The sequence below is a fragment of the Hydrogenimonas sp. genome, assembly GCF_029933015.1.
Taxonomy (GTDB): Bacteria; Campylobacterota; Campylobacteria; order Campylobacterales; family Hydrogenimonadaceae; genus Hydrogenimonas.
Genome location: NZ_JAOZOZ010000003.1, coordinates 1 through 15,383, shown reverse-complemented (window position 1 = coordinate 15,383; position 15,383 = coordinate 1). Strand labels below are relative to the sequence as shown.

Genomic DNA, 15,383 nt, shown 5'->3' with positions numbered 1-15,383 from the left:
TTTACAATGCTTTCAAAATGTGGGTGATCATATCGGAAGCGACTCTCTCTTTCGAGAAACTCGCCTCGAGACCGAGATCCTCGATCATCACCTTGATGCCGTCCCGCTCGCTCTTGACGGGTTTGAGTACGACCTTCGCGTCCACATATTTGGAAAGTGAACTCTCCAACTCGCCGAGCAGTTTCTTGTCGAGAGGTTTTTTGCTCTCGACGACCCCTTCGTACTTGTTGGCACGTCGTTGAAGCTCTTTTTGAAGAAGCTTGACGATTTCGGGGATCAGCCCGAAGCGGTTGTGGATACCGAGGGTTTTGACGAAGTTGACCAGTTTGGGGTCGGCCTTTTCACCGAGAAGTGAGACAATCAGCTCTTCCCTCTGTGCTCTGGAAACTTCCGGAGAGACGATCACTTCGGCAAATTTCGGATCTTTGAAAGCGCCTGCGACCGCAGCGAGAGCTTTCTCGGCGGATGCCATCTTCTTCTCTCCCAGCGCCTCGATCAATGCCTTGACATATCTTTTTGCTACCAGTTGATCCATCTTAGGCCACCTTTTTCATGATGAGATTGACGAATTTCTTCTCATCCATGCCGATCGCATCGCCCTTGAAGAGTTCGTCGAGAACTTCCGCGACGGTTTTTCGGACCATCTGCCGTTTTTCGACTTCCATCTTCTCCTGCTGGAGTTTCTCGAGGTTGTGAAGCTCGGCCTGGAGCTGCTCGTCCAGCTTTTTAGCCAGAAGCTGCGCCTCTTTCTTCGCCGCTTCGATGATCTCGGCCGCCGTATGCTCGGCCGCTTCATACTCGGCCTGGGCATCCTCTTTCGCTTTCTTCGTCGCTTTCAGACGGTTCTGGACCTCTTCGAGTCTCGAAGCGATCTCGGCGCTGCGTCCTGTAAAGAAGTTCTTGACAGGCTCCGCGACGAAATACCAGACGATTCCGACGAAGATGATGAAGTTGACGAGTCGCGGCACGAAATCGGTCCCGCCCTCCGCCGCTTCGTGTCCGGAAGCGAAAACGACCGCGGGAAGGAAAAATGCAGCCATCCATAACAGTTTACGCACATTTTCTCCTTTTATATTTGACTGAATTTCGCTTTCAAAGACTCTTTGAAAAGCGGCATTTGGGAAAGAAGCTCGCTCTTGAGCTGCTCTTCCTCTTTTTTCAGTTCATCCAGAAAACCTTGATACGTCTTCTCCAACTCCTCTTTCTTCGCCTCGATCTTGCTCATGGCGAGAAGTTTGGATTCCTCGATCGTCTTCGCTCTCAACGCAGCCGCCTCGTTCTTGGCCTGCGCGATCACCGCCTCGGTTTTGGCTTTCAGCTCATCGATCTCGGATGTGTTCGAACTCACATTTTCGAGATCTTTCCGGATACTCTTGTCGCGTTCGTCCATAAACGCAAGCAGCGGCTGATAAAGCCAGCTGTTCAGCAGCGTCAAGAGCACAAGAAAGACGACAGCCACCAGAAGCATCAGGGATAAATGTATATCCAGCATGCACACGCTCCTTTCTAAAAATTGGGCAATGTTATCATATTTATCCAAAATTCTAAATTAAGGATATTCTAAAACGCTCTTTCAGACAGAGCGCTCTCGACTCTCCTCAACCCCCAAAACAGGGGATTCAGCGTGTGAATTTCTCCAGAAACTCTTCGACCTCGTCCTCACTTTCGAATGTGATTTCCATTTTTGATTGTTTGATATTGATACGAAAGGGAACACTTTCCTTAATACGTTCTCGATAGGGGGTCAGATCGAAACCCTTCTCTCTTTTTTTCTCTTTCTCCGGTTTCGCCGTGGGCTTCATCTCTCCTACGAGCTGCTCGGTCTCACGGACACTCAGTTTCTGTCCGACGATCGTGTCGCAGATGATGCGCTGATCCTTCTCGTCGAGCCCCACCAGCACTTTGGCGTGCCCCTGCGAGATCTGCGACTTGGAGAGCTTTTCCATGACGTAGTCGCTCAGCTGCAGAAGCCTGAGGGTGTTGGCTATCTGGCTGCGGCTTTTGTGGATGATCTTGGAGAGTTCCTCCTGGGTGATGCCGTATTCGTCGATCAGTTCTTTGTAGGATCTCGCCAGTTCGACCGGGTTGAGAGCCTCCCGCTGGATGTTCTCGATGAGCGCAAGCTCCCTGAAACGGGACTGGTCGATATCGGCGACGATGGCCCGGATGGTTCCCAGACCGGCCATCCTGCTGGCGCGCACCCGCCTCTCTCCCGCGATCAGTACATACTCGTCGTTCTGTTCGATAACGACCACCGGCTGAAGCAGGCCGTGACGCTTGATCGATTCGGAGAGCTCCCGTATCGCGTCCTCGTCGAAGTGTTTTCTGGGCTGGTAGGGGTTTGGTACGATCTCGTCGAGAGGAATCTCTCTCACATGTTCACGGATATCGCTCTCGCCGCTTTGAAATTCGTTTTCGTACGCTTCGGCGACCTCTCCGAGGATGGCGCCGAGCCCGCGTCCGAGCGATTTGCTTTTGCCCTTTTTGCCCATCATGCCGCCTAACTCGCCAGAATCGCCTGCGCGAGATGCTGATACGCTTTCGAGCCGGTCGACTTGACGTCGTAGAGTATCACAGGTTTGCCGAAGCTCGGGCTTTCGGCCAGTTTGACGTTTCTGGGGATCACGATGAACTCGTCCTCATCCGATTTGAAGAGCTTGCTTTTGAAGTGCTGGGTCAGATCGGCGAAGACCTGCTTGGAAAGGTTGTTCTGACCGCTGTACATCGTCGGCAGGAACCCTTTGATCTTCAGTTTCGGATTGATCGTCTTCTTGATCAGCCGGATCGTGTTGAGCAGCTGCGCCAGCCCCTCCAGGGCGAAAAATTCACACTGGATCGGGATGATGACCGAGTTGGCCGCGCTCAGTGCGTTGATCGTGATCGGCCCCAAAGCCGGCGGCGAATCGATGATGATGTAGTCGTAGGACTTCTTCACCTCGTCGATCTTTCTTTTGAGTACCAGTTCACGACCTTTGCGTGTTTCGCTGTCGTAGAACTCCTTCTCCACGCCGACCAGTCCGATGTTCGACGGCACCAGATGGAGTGTCGGCAGCGTCGTCTTCAGGATCGTGTCGCTGATCTTTTTGGCACCGATCAGGACATGGTAGATGTTGTACTCGTAGTCGTTTCGGTGAAACCCGAGACTCGTCGTGGCGTTCGCCTGCGGATCGGCGTCGATCAGAAGCACCTTCTTCTCCGCTACGGCAAGCGACGCCGCCAGGTTGACCGCGGTGGTCGTCTTTCCGACACCGCCTTTCTGATTGGCTATCGTAATAATTTCACTCATCGTAAACTCACTACCCTTCTCTTTCCTATTAGCAACGACCCGTCGTTCTGCAGAACGGCATCCCTCAAATCCAACGTTTCAGAACCCTCATGCGTATGGAACTTTTTGCTGTTCTCAAATTCTAATCTAAAGTTGCTAAAAATCTGCTTCCATGACGGAGCTTCTTCCACGGAATCCAGAAAGTTTTCCAAAAGCTCCATGGGCGTGACATCCAGGTCCAAAACCCCGAAATCAAGGGGTGCATCGACTATATTGAGACCGATGCCCGCCACAACGGTTCGACCCTTTTTCATCGTGATGCAACCCCCTATTTTACGCTCTTGCACATACAGATCGTTGGGCCATTTCACCCATGTCGCAGAGCCCATCTTTTTCAGTGTCGTTTTCATCAGAAAAGCGAAATAGATCGAAGCCGAAGGAAGCGGAAGATCGTCGGGCAGGTGCGCCTCGTGCAGTGCGAGCGAGGCGAAAAAGTTCCCCGGCCGGCCGATCCAGCGGTTCTCTCTGCTGCCGATACCGTCGGTCTGCCATTCGGTGATGACGGCGCAGGGAGGCTCCACCGCCTTTTCACCGATTTTTTCGATCAGCCACCTCTGGGTCGAGGGGAGTTTCTCAAAGGAGTAGATCCGCAACTTTGTACCTTTTTCCCCGGATGTAGCTCACCGCATCCATCGCCTTTTTGGAGGGGGGCTGGACCGTGAGAATCCTGACGGCCCCCTCCCGGCAGGCGACCGTGACGCCTTCGTCGTCGATCGAAAGTATCCTGCCGGGCTCTCCCTCTCCCGTGTCGGGCAGAAGATCGATCAGCTTCAGGCCGCTTTCGAGGTAGATCCCGGGCCATCCCTCGTAGGCACGAAAACGGTCGTAGAGCGCTTCGGCGGGCATGTCGAAGCTCACGAGTCCGTCGGCACGGCTGATCTTCCGACAGAAGGTGGCGTCGGCGTCGCACTGGGGGAGCGGACGGATGGAGGAGAAATCTCTCAAGACCTCCGGCGTCAGAGCCGCCGCGTCGTCGCCCAGCAGGTCGAAAAGCTCGTTTTTTCGCATCGTCGGCAGTATCTGTCGCACCCGCCACGCCAGGATCGGACCCGAGTCGAGCCCCTCCTCCATCAGCATCGCCGTCACGCCCGTGATTTTGTCACCGTGAAGCAGCGCCTCCTGGATCGGACTGGCCCCCCGATATTTCGGCAGCAGCGAGGCATGTAGGTTGATACATGGTGCGACATCCAGAACGGCCCGGGGCAGAATCTGTCCGTAGGCGGCCACGACGATGAAATCGGGAGCGTATCCGGAAATTTCCCCGGCGATTCCCTCCTCTCTCAAAGAGCGCGGCTGATACACCGGAATCCCCGCCGCTTCGGCCGTCACCTTTACCGGTGGCGGCGTCATCACCCTCTTGCGGCCCACCGGCTTGTCGGGCTGCGTATAGACCGCCGCCACTTCCATATCCCCTTCCCTCAGGAGCCGTTTCAATATTTTGTCGGCATACTCCGGCGTCCCCATGAAGACGATTCGTTTTCTGTCCAATTCTTCATTCTCCATTCTCATTTCTCCATTTTTCTCGTTCCCTCGGCCTGCATCATCCTCTCGAAGCTCTTCGCCTCTTCCTCGGTCTTGCGCCGCTTCTTCTCTTCGGCTTCACGCTTTTTCTGCGTCTCTTTCATTTCGCTTTTGATCGCCTTGAGTTTTTCGAGCATATTATCGTCCACGACGGTACCTCCTGTACAGATAGATCAGCCCGCCCAGCGCGAAGAGTGCACCCAGCACCTGCGTCCAGGCTGCGATGTTGACGGTTTTGTTCAGAATTTCGTTGTGTTTTTTCCTGTCGATCTTCACCCCGGCCGCTTCGGCCGCATGGTGCATCAAGGAGACGGCCAGCGTCCCTTCCGGCAGAGTTTCGTGACACGCCAGACACACTCCCCGGCGGTCGAGCTTCGCCCGCTGGCCGTCGCTCAGGGGTCCCGCCAGGTTCCAGTGGTTGTCCACCGTCTGCAGGGGCGTGCCGTTTTCGTCCACGAAGCGGCTCCAGTCCACGTTGAAATTTTCGATTTTCGGTTTCTGGACCGTGGTGCGCGAAGGGATCACCCGGCCGTCGGCGGTTTTGAGATCGACGATGAAATCCTCGCCCATATCGGCCCATACCCGGCCCCCTTCGATGCCGTATCCCATCGCCGCCGGGTTGCCGTGGCAGCTTTCGCAGCTTCTGGCCTCCTTCTGGACCGTATGGGAGTGGACCGAGGCCATGACGATCCCCGGCAGCTTGCGTCCGCTTTCGGGATGTTTGTAGTCGGGCATCGTGAAGACGTGGTTTTTCAGCAGCGCCTTGCCGTTTTTACCGATGACGGTCACCACCACCTGACAGCCGGGCATCGCAGGAGAGACGCGCCCCTCGCCGTTTTGTACCAGCGGGGGATTTTCCCAGCGCAGGTAGCTTCGCGTCTCGGTCACCTTTCCCGGTACCAGATGTTCCCGCAGCGTTTGGCGCATCGTCGCCGTCGTGCCGTGGATATCCCGGTCGTGGGCCGCCGCGAGCCAGTCGACCTCTTTGTGGTTTCGACTGTAGTCGATCTTGACGTGACAGCCGTAGCACTGGGGAGCCCAGGTGTCGTGGCAGGTGTAGCACTCCATCCGGTCATTGTGGGCCGCGATCCCGTCCATCGCCACCAGACCCTCTCTGGAGAGTTTTCCCTCCTCTTTGAGCTTTTTGAGAGGCGCCAGCAGGATACTCTTCCCGCCGGCCAGATAGACACGCACATCGTCACCCTCCTTGACGACGTTCTTGTAGGGGTTGCCCCGGGCGGTCAGCAGATAGCCGTCCTTTTTGTCGAAGGTCGTTCCCTTTTTCAGGTATTTCGCCAGCGTCTGGGTCACGCCTCTGGGCGCGCCCCGGGCCGGTCGGGTGTCGAACTCGTCGCCGTACCCCACGGGAAGCTCCCAGGGATAGGCTTTCGTCGTACCGTGGCAGTCCTGGCACTCGATCTCCACAGGCCCCAGCGTCGCCCCGGCCAGAAAGCCGTCGCCGTGCAGATCCCGGGTCGTGTGGCAATCCTGGCAGAGCATCCCCTTTTTCATATGGATATCGGCTTTGAGATGGAGATAGTGTTTGGTATGGAGTTTGGGCTGGCCGTTGCCTTCCCCGTCGAATCCCGGCTTGTAGGCCGTCTCCATCAACCCCTCGTAGCTCACGCCGATCCGTTTGCCCCGGTTGTGGCAGGTCGAGCAGGTCTCCACCGGCACGCCGGTGTATGTGGTGCCGTGGACCGTCACTTTCGCGTTCACCGAGCTCTGGATGCTGTGGACCAGCATATGGCCCGGCTCGTTTTTCGGAATCGTCGGGTCCTCTCCCTCGTAGAAGCCGTCGTTGCTGTAGGGGATGTGGCAGCTCGAACAGCCGATGCCCCGGAAATCGCCCCGCTTCTGGCGCCCTTTGGATCCGGTGTGGCAGCGCAGGCACTCCTGCCGCAGATAGGTGTAGGCCGCCAGTTTCGGATCCTTCTCCACCTCTTCGGGGGTGGGCGCGGGAGGAAGCTCTTTCATTTTCGCGGGGAAAACCTGGGGATTGAGATCGTGCAGCCTCTTCATATATTTTCTGTAGGTCTTCGTCCCCAGACGCGCGTGGGGATCGTCGGGATTTTTCGTCTCGTAATTGCCCACGTCGTGCCGGTACCCCTCCAGCCCGCCGAAACTGTAGAGAGTGCCGTGGATCTTGCCCTGCTCCGTCATCATCAAAGAGTTCATCTGCGCTTTCACCTGCTCCTTGTGGCACATGCCGCAGGTGTTGGCGTTGATCCAGGGACTGCCGGGATCGGGGTAGAAGGCTTTGGGCCCCTCGTGGGTCAGAAAATACGAGAGCGTTCCGCTGTGGGCCTTCTCCTTCGTTTCGGCGTCCGGATCGCCGCCGTGGCAGACGACGCAGCCATTGCCGGCGGCACCCGCCTTTTTGGCCACTTTCGCGATCTCTTTCGCCATTTTCGTGTGGGGCTCCCTGATCGCCTCGATCCCCTCGTGGCACCGGATACAGGAGTCCGCACGAACCGCATTTATCATAATGATAACGAATAGGAAAAATCTCTTCAAAAGGGCTCCTTGGTAAAGGAAAATGGTAGCATAGAATGGTTTACAAACCGATAGAGAGAAGAAGTTCGCCGCAGGCAGGGGAGAGGAAGAGCCGCCTTTGCGCTCTACGCCTCCATATCCTCCAGCACGACGCCGATGATGTCGGTCATCGTCAGAATACCGTAGATTTCGTTGTCGTCGATGACGAGGAGCCGTTTGATGGAGTTTTTGACCATCATGCGGGCGGCGTATTTGATGTCGAGCTTTCTCGAGACGGAAATGGAGGGCGAGCTCATGATGTCGAACACGTTCAGCAGATCGATGTCGCCGTCCTCGGCCACGATCGAGTAGAGGATGTTTTTGAAGGTCACAAGGCCGTAGGCGCCATGTTCGCTGCTCTTGTCGACGATCACCGCCTTGACGCCGTTTTCCTTCATCAGCCGCAGCGCTTCGCGTACCGGCGCCATCTGGGATACGATCACCAGTTTCTCTTTCGGGGTCATGATCTCTTCTACCAGCATAGTCTCTCCTTACAGCAGATTTTTCACTTCGTTTTCGAACTTGTGCAGCTCCTCCACGTTGAGGCCCGCCACATGTCCCAGCGGCATCGTGTAGATCACCGAACTGTTTTCGTCACTTTCGATATCCAGCGCCCTGGTCAGCGCTTTCATCACCCGCAGCGACAGCCTTCCGGGCAGAATGAAATGGAGCACCGTCACGTTCTCCTCCAGCGTCAGCCCGAAAAAGATCTTTTTCTCCTTCAGCCCCAGCGAACGCCCGTGCAGAATCGTGACCGCCCCGGCACCCGCGTTTTTGGCGACCTCGATCGCCTCCTCTTCCCTCTCTTCGGGCACGACGGCCACCAGTGCGACAAACTTCATTTCTCCTCCTTCTTCGCTACATAGTCTGCATAGATCCCGTAGGCCATCACCGTGATCATCGGAAAGAGCGACGCGAAAGCGATGAGCCCGAAACCGTCGATCAGCGGATTGCGGCCCTCGATATTCTCCGCCAGCCCCAGCCCCAGGGCCGCCACCAGCGGCACCGTCACGGTGGAGGTGGTCACCCCGCCGCTGTCGTAGGCGATGGGGACGATATATTTGGGCGCCAGCCAGGTGAGCACTATGACGACGATGTACCCGACGATGATGTAGTAGTGCAGCGGATCGCCCGCCACGATGCGGTAGGCCCCCAGGGCGATTCCCAGCGCCACGCCGATCGCCACGGACACCCGCAGCACCGTGTCGTGGATGCGCCCTTCGCTCACCTCTTTGGCCTTGATGGCGATGGCCAGCAGCGAGGGTTCGGCCATCGTCGTCGAAAAGCCGATCAGAAAACCGAAAAGATAGATCAGCATATCGTTCTTCATCGCCGTCAGCTGGAAGGCGATCGTCTCCCCGATCGGGAAGAGCCCCATCTCGAGCCCCAGGATGAAGGCGTAGAGCCCCAGAATCACCAGCACGATACCGACGGCGATCTTGTGCAGGTGGGCCACTCTCTTTCTTATGACGGCGTACTGGAAAAAGAAGATGACCGCCAGGATCGGCGCCACATCCTTGACCACGGCCACCAGATCCCAAAGAATGTCCCACGGATCGAAACGCTCGTGCACCTCGACGGTTTCGCGGACCGCCTCCTCCATCACCATGAAACTCTCGTGGGCCGTCTCGGGCGATATGGCGTAGACGACGATGCCGTAGAGCTGTACGAAGATCATCGGCGTCAGCGACGCGAAGGCGATGAGTCCGAACCCGTCGACGGCGGGATTGCGCCCTTTGATCGAAGAGGCCAGGCCGATCCCCAGCGCCGCCACCAGAGGCACCGTAACGGTGGAGGTGGTCACCCCGCCGCTGTCGTAGGCGAGCCCCACGATCTCGACAGGCGCGAAAAAGGTGATCGACACCACCAACACGTAACCGGTGATGATGTAGTAGTGTATCGGATGGCCCGTCAGGATGCGGAAAACCCCCAGCGAGATGGCGAACCCCACCGAGGCGGCGACAGTCATGCGCAGAAAGAAGGCGTCGATCTTGCCGGCGCTGATGGCGGCGGCCTTGTCGGCGATGGCGATGAGTGCCGGCTCGGCCACCGTCGTCGAAAAGCCGATCGTGAAAGCGAAAAGCATGAGCCAGAAGAAAGAGCCCTTTTTGGCGAAGTCGGTGGCCAGGTTCTCCCCGATCGGGAAGATTCCAAGCTCCAGCCCCCGTATGAAAAGCGCCAGCCCCACCGCCACGATCGCCAGTCCCGCGACGATCGAAGGAAGATCCTCCGGTACGGCACGCACGACGGCCACCTGAAAAAATGCGACCACGGCGATAATGGGCACGAGATCTTTGAAAGAGCTTTTCAGATCGGACAGAAAGATTTTCAACGACGCCGAAACCATCACCACCTCACCTTTTGGAAAGACATTCTATCATATGCATCGGCGGATCTTCGAGAACGATAAAAGATCTCAAGCTACGGAGACGCGCTCTTTGGAGGATTCGTCCTTCTTCATCGTCCCGCTTACCGGTTCGAAATCGCGTATCTGCTCAGAAGGAAGTGCGGCAGAAAAGATATATCCCTGAACCGGATCGATCCGCATCTGTCGAAGTCCTACCGGCTGGTCGGAAATTTCGATACCCTCTGTGAAGACCTGTCCCCGAAATCGTCGACCGCGATCGAAAAGCCATGTGACTTGAGCCTTTTCAGATGGATTTCACCCCCTGGGCCGGAAAGAAAACTGCGTCCGATGAATCCGAAGCAATCTTCTCGTCCAGCGGGAACTGCACGATTTTCGGCTGAAAAACATGAGGAAAAAGTTGTTTTCGTTCAGAGCGTTTACCACTTCGTCGAGCCAGAAATTGGCGTCGACGACATCCTTCCGGACCGCGAGAGAGTTGATATTCTCCGTCGTACAAATTTTCCTCAGCAACCCGATATTGCGTTCGAATGTTTCAAAACGCGAATGGGTCGCCCGGAAGATGAGATATCCGGCACGGTAAAGAGTCATCATACATTCGAATATATACAAAGAGAGTGTTTGGCCGATATAGTTTCAACCGTACAGGAAAAACAAAGGACCGGAACGTTGCACCGTTTGATCAAAAAAAATATCTGGACGCTCTTTTATGCACTGCTGCTGTTCGGTCTGGCGCTTCTTGTATTCATCAACTACTCTCAACACAGAAACATCGTCCGTAAGTATGAAACGGAGCTGCGCTACCTCAGCGAATCCACACGAAACACGACTTTCCATTTTCTGATGCAGCAGGAGATGTTTCTGGACCTTCTTGGGATGGAGATCCTGCAGGGAGATGGAAAAAAGAGCTTCGAAAAGCTGCGGGACCTCTTCGACCATCTCATGCAGATCAACCCCACCATCATCGGTTTCGCCGTCTCGGATGCCGAGGGACGTATCTATGTCGCCAGCAGCAACAACGACCCCACCAAACTGCCCAATCTCAAAAAGCAGAAAGAGAGCCGTGAAACTTTCCTTCAAGCCCTGCAGAGTCCCCATATGATCCTCGGCCGCCCCTATTATCTCAAACCGATCGGGAGTTGGATGCTGCCGCTTAGAAAAGCGGTACGGGACGAAAACCAGCGTGTCGTCGCCGTCATCTCGATAGGTCTCAGGCTCGACAATACCGCCGTCATCTGGAAAAACCTGATCAAACCCCACACGACACTGGACATTTTCATCGACCGCTACTGGTACCGCATCTTCAAAAGTTCCCATCCCCCTTCCAAATACCCGGATCTCTACGCATCGCCTCTGCCAAAAAACTTTCTGAAGAGGGTCGACCGCGGTCTGAAAGAGAAAGCGGGAGTCTCGTTCGACACGCTTCGTCGTTCGGGCCGCTGTGCCGTGTTGCCTTTCACTTCGATGGAAAAGGAGAAGCTTCTGGTCTCCTGGAGCTACCTGCCCCGTTACGCTCTATGGATCCACTACCATTTCCCCATGTCCATGATCTGGAGCGAGACGCTCCGTGTATGGAGTCTCAACACAGCCATCTTCCTGCTTATTTCCATCATACTCTATACGCTGTTTCGGATGATCCACAGGATCGAGACGCAACGTTCGAAGGAGCTGATCCATCAGGCCCTACACGACCACCTCACCGGACTTCCCAACAGAAACTATCTGCAAAAGCATATCGTCGAATGGATCCACCCGGGCGCCGAATCCTTCGCCATCATCTTCGTCGATCTGGACAACTTCAAAAACATCAACGACAGCATGGGGCACCACTATGGCGACATGATTCTCATCGAGATCGCGGAGCGTCTGACGGCGACGATCCGTGAAAACGCCCTGGTGACCCGTCACGGAGGCGACGAGTTCATCATACTGGTCCGGGAGTCGGACGGCAGACGGCTGGAGAAAATCTCACACAGCATCATCGAGGCGATTTCGATGCCGGTCCAGATCGGTGAGCTCGAATTCAATGTCGGCGCGAGCATCGGCATCGGCCTCTATCCAAGAGACGGGAAAGATCTCTACGAACTCCTCAGTGCCGCCGACATCGCCATGTACAGAGCGAAAAAGACGAAAAACAGCTTCGCCTTTTTTACAGCCGAACTCAAATCTGAAAGAAAGCGTGACAGTGTCATCGAGCAGGAGCTTCGCGGGGCGCTGGAAAAGGATGAACTCCATCTGCTCTATCAGCCGCAAATCGATGCCAAAGGGAGGCTGCACGGCGTCGAAGCGCTCCTGCGATGGCACAACGAACGTCTGGGCAACGTCCCTCCCGACCGTTTCATCCACATAGCCGAAGAGATAGGTCTGATGCCAAGGATCGGCCACTACGTGATGGAGAGGGCCCTGCGTGACATCGGGGGACTGCAGAACCGACTCGACCAGAACTTCTGCCTCTCTCTCAATGTCTCCATCCGCCAGTTCAACGAAAAGAACTTCATCGACAAGGTCTCGAAACAGATCGAAAAACACGATGTGGACCGCTCCCGCATCGTTCTGGAGATCACCGAATCTCTCTTCATCGAAGAGCTCGAGAGCATCGTCCGGCAGCTCGAAACCCTGCGGGACCTCGGCCTGAGAATTTCGCTTGACGATTTCGGTACCGGCTACTCCTCTCTCAATCTGCTCAGACGCCTCCCTGTGGACGAGCTGAAGATCGACAAGAGTTTCATCGACACACTCCTTACCGACAAAGCCTCCGAAGCGATGGTCAAGGCGATCATCACTCTCTGCAAAACTCTCGGACTCGACATCGTCGCCGAAGGGGTGGAGGAGCGCAAGCAGCATGAGTGGCTGAAACGACAGGGATGCCATATCTATCAGGGATACCACTTCGCGAAACCTCTGAAGCTCGAAGAACTCGAGGGGTTCATTCTCTCCCTGCGCCAAATCTGAACCCATCGATAAAACGGTGCTATAATTCCGCCTCGAAATATCGCCTGGGAGAGTGAGCGCACCATGAGAAAGACCCTATATGCCATCCATGCCGTCGACGCGGGGATTCTTTTCATGCTGGGAAGTGCTCTCATCTCGGCGATGAACGGCGCCGTGGCGAAAGTTCTGGGCGACTCCATGAGTGCCATGGAGATCGTTTTCTTTCGCAACCTCATCGGAGTGGCTCTGATACTCCTGGCCCTTCGTCACACGCCGCCGACACTCTCCGGCGGAAAAATTCACCTGCTCTTTCTGCGGGGGCTTTTCGGTTTTTCGGCGATGATCCTCTTTTTCTACACGATCACGACGATCCCGCTGGGCGAAGCGATCACCCTCAACAAAACCTCGCCGCTCTTCGTCTCGATCCTCGCTTTTTTCCTGATGAAAGAGACCCTCAACCGTTACGGCATTCTGGCGCTTCTGCTTGGATTCGCCGGTGTCGTGCTCATCACGAAGCCTTCCGGTTTCACCATGAGCTACGAACATTTCCTGGGGCTTCTGGGCGGTTTTTTCGCCGCCTGCGCCTACGCCACGATCAAGCGTATCCGCCATATCTACGACGCCAGAGTCATCGTGCTCTCTTTCACGGGCATCGGCGCGCTGATTCCGGCCATACTCTTCATCGCGGCGCCCTTCGTCGACGCTCCGGCTCCTCTGCGCTTCCTCTTTCCCGATTTCGTGCTCCCCTCAGATGCCGTAGAGTGGGGACTCATCGCCTTCATGGCGCTCATCTCCACCCTCTCCCAGTGGATGCTCACCAAAGCCTACTCTCTGGGAAAAGCGGGGATCGTCGGTGTCGTCAGCTATACAAACATCCCCTTCGCCGTGGGATTTGGATGGGCCCTGGGCGACCCCTTCCCGGATCTCTGGGTCTGGACCGGCATCGGACTCATCGTCGCGGCGGGACTGCTTCTGAAAAAGAGCTAGAACCCATCTAAAAACTATTCGTGATAGAGATCTGCGGGCAGCTCGCCCTCCTGCCCCGCTTCGACGTTGATGACGTTGAGATTTGGATGGATCAGCTCTTTGAGACGTCTTTCTACCACCATCTTGGTCGTCATCAGACTCATGGAGCACCCGTGACAGGTCCCCGTCAGCTGGATATAGACATTCCCGTCCTTCACACCCAGCAGTTTCATACCCCCGCCATGGGACTTGATATACTCCTCCACCGCCGGCAGATGGTTTTTGACAGCCTGGTAGATATCTTCGTCGGAAAACGGCATGCTCATTTTTTTGTACCTTCTTGTTTTTGTTGAAAGGTTATCTCATTTTTAATACAAAAGATATTAAAAAATTCGGCTTCCACTTTTTCTTTTATTCTCTTACTTTATATTAGGTCGGAAGTCTATCGCAACAACTTCAAAATCGCTTCGATCTGCCGGCGGTGTACCGTCTGGTGGATCGCACCCATCACCATCCACTCTTTTGGATTGAGCGCTCCGAACCAGGGGTGCTCGTGACGGTTTTCGCTGTGAATATCTCCTATGTTTTCCAGAAGTTTTTCTCTGAAACTCCCTATGAAACCTCTGTATTCTTCTACGATATCCCTGTCGATCCGCCTGTAGGGTTTGTACTCCTCTATCTTCACTTCCCGTGAGAGCTTCTCACCCCGACTTAGAAGGGGGATACGCTCCTGCAGCGCCATGCCTACGATCCGCAGATGCTCCAGAACCATCGCGATACTGTAATATCGGGAGTTCTCTTCCAGTCCGAAAAGGTGCGGCACCATGACCCGTTTAAAAAGTGCATCTTCGTCGACACTAACGGCGAGCCGGAGAATCCGTTCACCCTCCTTTAGAAAATGGTCCAGTGCCCTGTCGAAAGAGACAGCCCTCTTGAGAAGGGGAAATCCCACGTAACGCAGGAAAAGCGCCCTGCCCTTCGGCAGGCCGGCCCCTGCCGGTGCCAGATTTTTCAGATCGCTGGAGTCGATACGGCTTTCCTTCACAGATCGACCCCGTCCCAGAATTCGTCGTAACTGAGATTTGTCTGGGCGTTGTCGTCCATCTCGTTGCGACTCTGCAGCTGCCGGTTGACTTCGGCGAAAAAGGCTTCCAGTGCCTGCTCCACGATCATCTCCGGCGGAAGACCGAGGATTTTTGCGTAATCCAGAAGATTTTCGTAGGTATCCGGACGAAGAGTAATGTTCGGTTCGTTATCTTTCATACAAGTATTATAGCGATATAATCCATCTCATGAAACGAAAACTCACCTATCTGACGGGGGCACTTCTGGCCGCCTTGCTGACGGCACTCTACCCCCGGCCTGACCATATACCCGAAACGAAGAGTGAGACGATCACCCGCTCCCCGGAATCGCTTTCGGTAGAAAGAGCCCGCACGAAGCACCTCAGCGGCGTCTGGGTCGAAGATCACGGCAATGTCGTCAAACGCCTCGCCGACGACGAGAGGGGTCATCGCCATCAGCGGTTTATCCTCCGGCTTGCCGATGGCAAAACGGTACTCGTCGTCCACAATATCGACATCGCGCCGCGGCTGCCGAACCTTCGCAGAGGCGAAAGCGTCGCGTTCCGCGGCGAGTATCTCTACAATCCCAAAGGGGGCCTGATCCACTGGACCCACCACGACCCTTCCGGCCGCAAAAAGGGAGGATGGCTGAGGTACAAAGGAAAACTCTACCGAT

At 55.5% G+C, this 15,383-nt stretch carries 18 protein-coding genes; 3 read left to right on the top strand and 15 right to left on the bottom strand.

The features are described 5' to 3' along the window. Position 1: 1 nt before the first annotated feature. The 12 genes from Q1K23_RS00615 to Q1K23_RS00560 form a co-directional block, all read right to left on the bottom strand. A complete protein-coding gene (locus Q1K23_RS00615) occupies positions 2 to 535 on the bottom strand; it encodes a F0F1 ATP synthase subunit delta (protein ID WP_300361069.1) in 534 nt (177 codons plus the stop codon). A 1-nt stretch (position 536) separates the two neighbouring features. Continuing rightward, a complete protein-coding gene (locus Q1K23_RS00610) occupies positions 537 to 1,058 on the bottom strand; it encodes a F0F1 ATP synthase subunit B (RefSeq protein ID WP_300361067.1) in 522 nt (173 codons plus the stop codon). 11 nt (positions 1,059 to 1,069) lie between these two features. Then, positions 1,070 to 1,492, bottom strand: a complete 423-nt coding sequence (locus Q1K23_RS00605; protein ID WP_300361064.1) for a F0F1 ATP synthase subunit B' — start codon at positions 1,490 to 1,492, stop codon at positions 1,070 to 1,072. Between the two features lie 127 nt (positions 1,493 to 1,619). Further along, entirely contained in the window at positions 1,620 to 2,492 is an 873-nt protein-coding gene (locus tag Q1K23_RS00600) for a ParB/RepB/Spo0J family partition protein (RefSeq protein WP_300361061.1), read from the bottom strand. An 8-nt stretch (positions 2,493 to 2,500) separates the two neighbouring features. Then, positions 2,501 to 3,286, bottom strand: a complete 786-nt coding sequence (locus Q1K23_RS00595; protein WP_300361058.1) for an AAA family ATPase — start codon at positions 3,284 to 3,286, stop codon at positions 2,501 to 2,503. Then, positions 3,283 to 3,918, bottom strand: coding sequence for a biotin--[acetyl-CoA-carboxylase] ligase (locus tag Q1K23_RS00590; protein WP_300361055.1), 636 nt, complete (start codon positions 3,916 to 3,918; stop codon positions 3,283 to 3,285). Before Q1K23_RS00590 ends, Q1K23_RS00595 begins: the two co-directional genes overlap by 4 nt. Next, the gene (gene fmt / locus Q1K23_RS00585; RefSeq protein ID WP_300361052.1) at positions 3,899 to 4,813 is read right to left on the bottom strand and encodes a methionyl-tRNA formyltransferase; all 915 of its coding nucleotides are present in this window, start codon (positions 4,811 to 4,813) and stop codon (positions 3,899 to 3,901) included. The genes Q1K23_RS00590 and fmt overlap by 20 nt, the downstream gene beginning before the upstream one ends. 17 nt (positions 4,814 to 4,830) lie before the next feature. Further along, positions 4,831 to 4,995 carry a hypothetical protein gene (locus Q1K23_RS00580; RefSeq protein WP_300361050.1) on the bottom strand — a complete coding sequence of 55 codons (165 nt, stop codon included), beginning with the start codon at positions 4,993 to 4,995 and terminating at the stop codon, positions 4,831 to 4,833. Beyond that, entirely contained in the window at positions 4,985 to 7,363 is a 2,379-nt protein-coding gene (locus tag Q1K23_RS00575) for a multiheme c-type cytochrome (protein ID WP_300361048.1), read from the bottom strand. Before Q1K23_RS00575 ends, Q1K23_RS00580 begins: the two co-directional genes overlap by 11 nt. Before the next feature lie 104 nt (positions 7,364 to 7,467). Continuing rightward, positions 7,468 to 7,863 (bottom strand): CBS domain-containing protein, encoded by a 396-nt coding sequence (locus Q1K23_RS00570; protein ID WP_300361045.1) that lies wholly within the window; start codon positions 7,861 to 7,863, stop codon positions 7,468 to 7,470. Between the two features lie 9 nt (positions 7,864 to 7,872). Further along, complete coding sequence (locus Q1K23_RS00565) at positions 7,873 to 8,223, bottom strand: transcriptional regulator (protein WP_300361042.1); 351 nt, start codon at positions 8,221 to 8,223, stop codon at positions 7,873 to 7,875. Further along, the gene (locus Q1K23_RS00560) at positions 8,220 to 9,713 is read right to left on the bottom strand and encodes a DUF1538 domain-containing protein (protein ID WP_300361039.1); all 1,494 of its coding nucleotides are present in this window, start codon (positions 9,711 to 9,713) and stop codon (positions 8,220 to 8,222) included. Before Q1K23_RS00560 ends, Q1K23_RS00565 begins: the two co-directional genes overlap by 4 nt. A gap of 702 nt (positions 9,714 to 10,415) precedes the next feature. Between Q1K23_RS00560 and Q1K23_RS00555 the strand changes: the two genes are divergently transcribed. Together Q1K23_RS00555 and Q1K23_RS00550 are read left to right on the top strand one after the other, a co-directional pair. Beyond that, positions 10,416 to 12,698, top strand: a complete 2,283-nt coding sequence (locus tag Q1K23_RS00555; protein ID WP_300361036.1) for an EAL domain-containing protein — start codon at positions 10,416 to 10,418, stop codon at positions 12,696 to 12,698. 63 nt (positions 12,699 to 12,761) lie between these two features. Continuing rightward, on the top strand, positions 12,762 to 13,664 hold the full coding sequence (locus Q1K23_RS00550) for a DMT family transporter (protein WP_300361033.1): 903 nt from the start codon (positions 12,762 to 12,764) through the stop codon (positions 13,662 to 13,664). A 14-nt stretch (positions 13,665 to 13,678) separates the two neighbouring features. Here the strand turns inward: Q1K23_RS00550 and Q1K23_RS00545 are convergent, their stop codons facing one another. The 3 genes from Q1K23_RS00545 to Q1K23_RS00535 form a co-directional block, all read right to left on the bottom strand. Further along, entirely contained in the window at positions 13,679 to 13,969 is a 291-nt protein-coding gene (locus Q1K23_RS00545) for a NifU family protein (protein WP_300361030.1), read from the bottom strand. 116 nt (positions 13,970 to 14,085) lie between these two features. Beyond that, positions 14,086 to 14,688: a hypothetical protein gene (locus Q1K23_RS00540; RefSeq protein ID WP_300361028.1), complete on the bottom strand. Its 603-nt coding sequence runs from the start codon at positions 14,686 to 14,688 to the stop codon at positions 14,086 to 14,088. Continuing rightward, on the bottom strand, positions 14,685 to 14,906 hold the full coding sequence (locus Q1K23_RS00535; protein ID WP_300361025.1) for a hypothetical protein: 222 nt from the start codon (positions 14,904 to 14,906) through the stop codon (positions 14,685 to 14,687). Before Q1K23_RS00535 ends, Q1K23_RS00540 begins: the two co-directional genes overlap by 4 nt. Before the next feature lie 29 nt (positions 14,907 to 14,935). On the opposite strand from Q1K23_RS00535, the gene Q1K23_RS00530 reads away from it, so the two are divergent. Next, positions 14,936 to 15,383, top strand: a 448-nt coding sequence (locus Q1K23_RS00530) for a DUF3465 domain-containing protein (RefSeq protein ID WP_300361022.1), incomplete at its 3' end; no start/stop codon positions are given.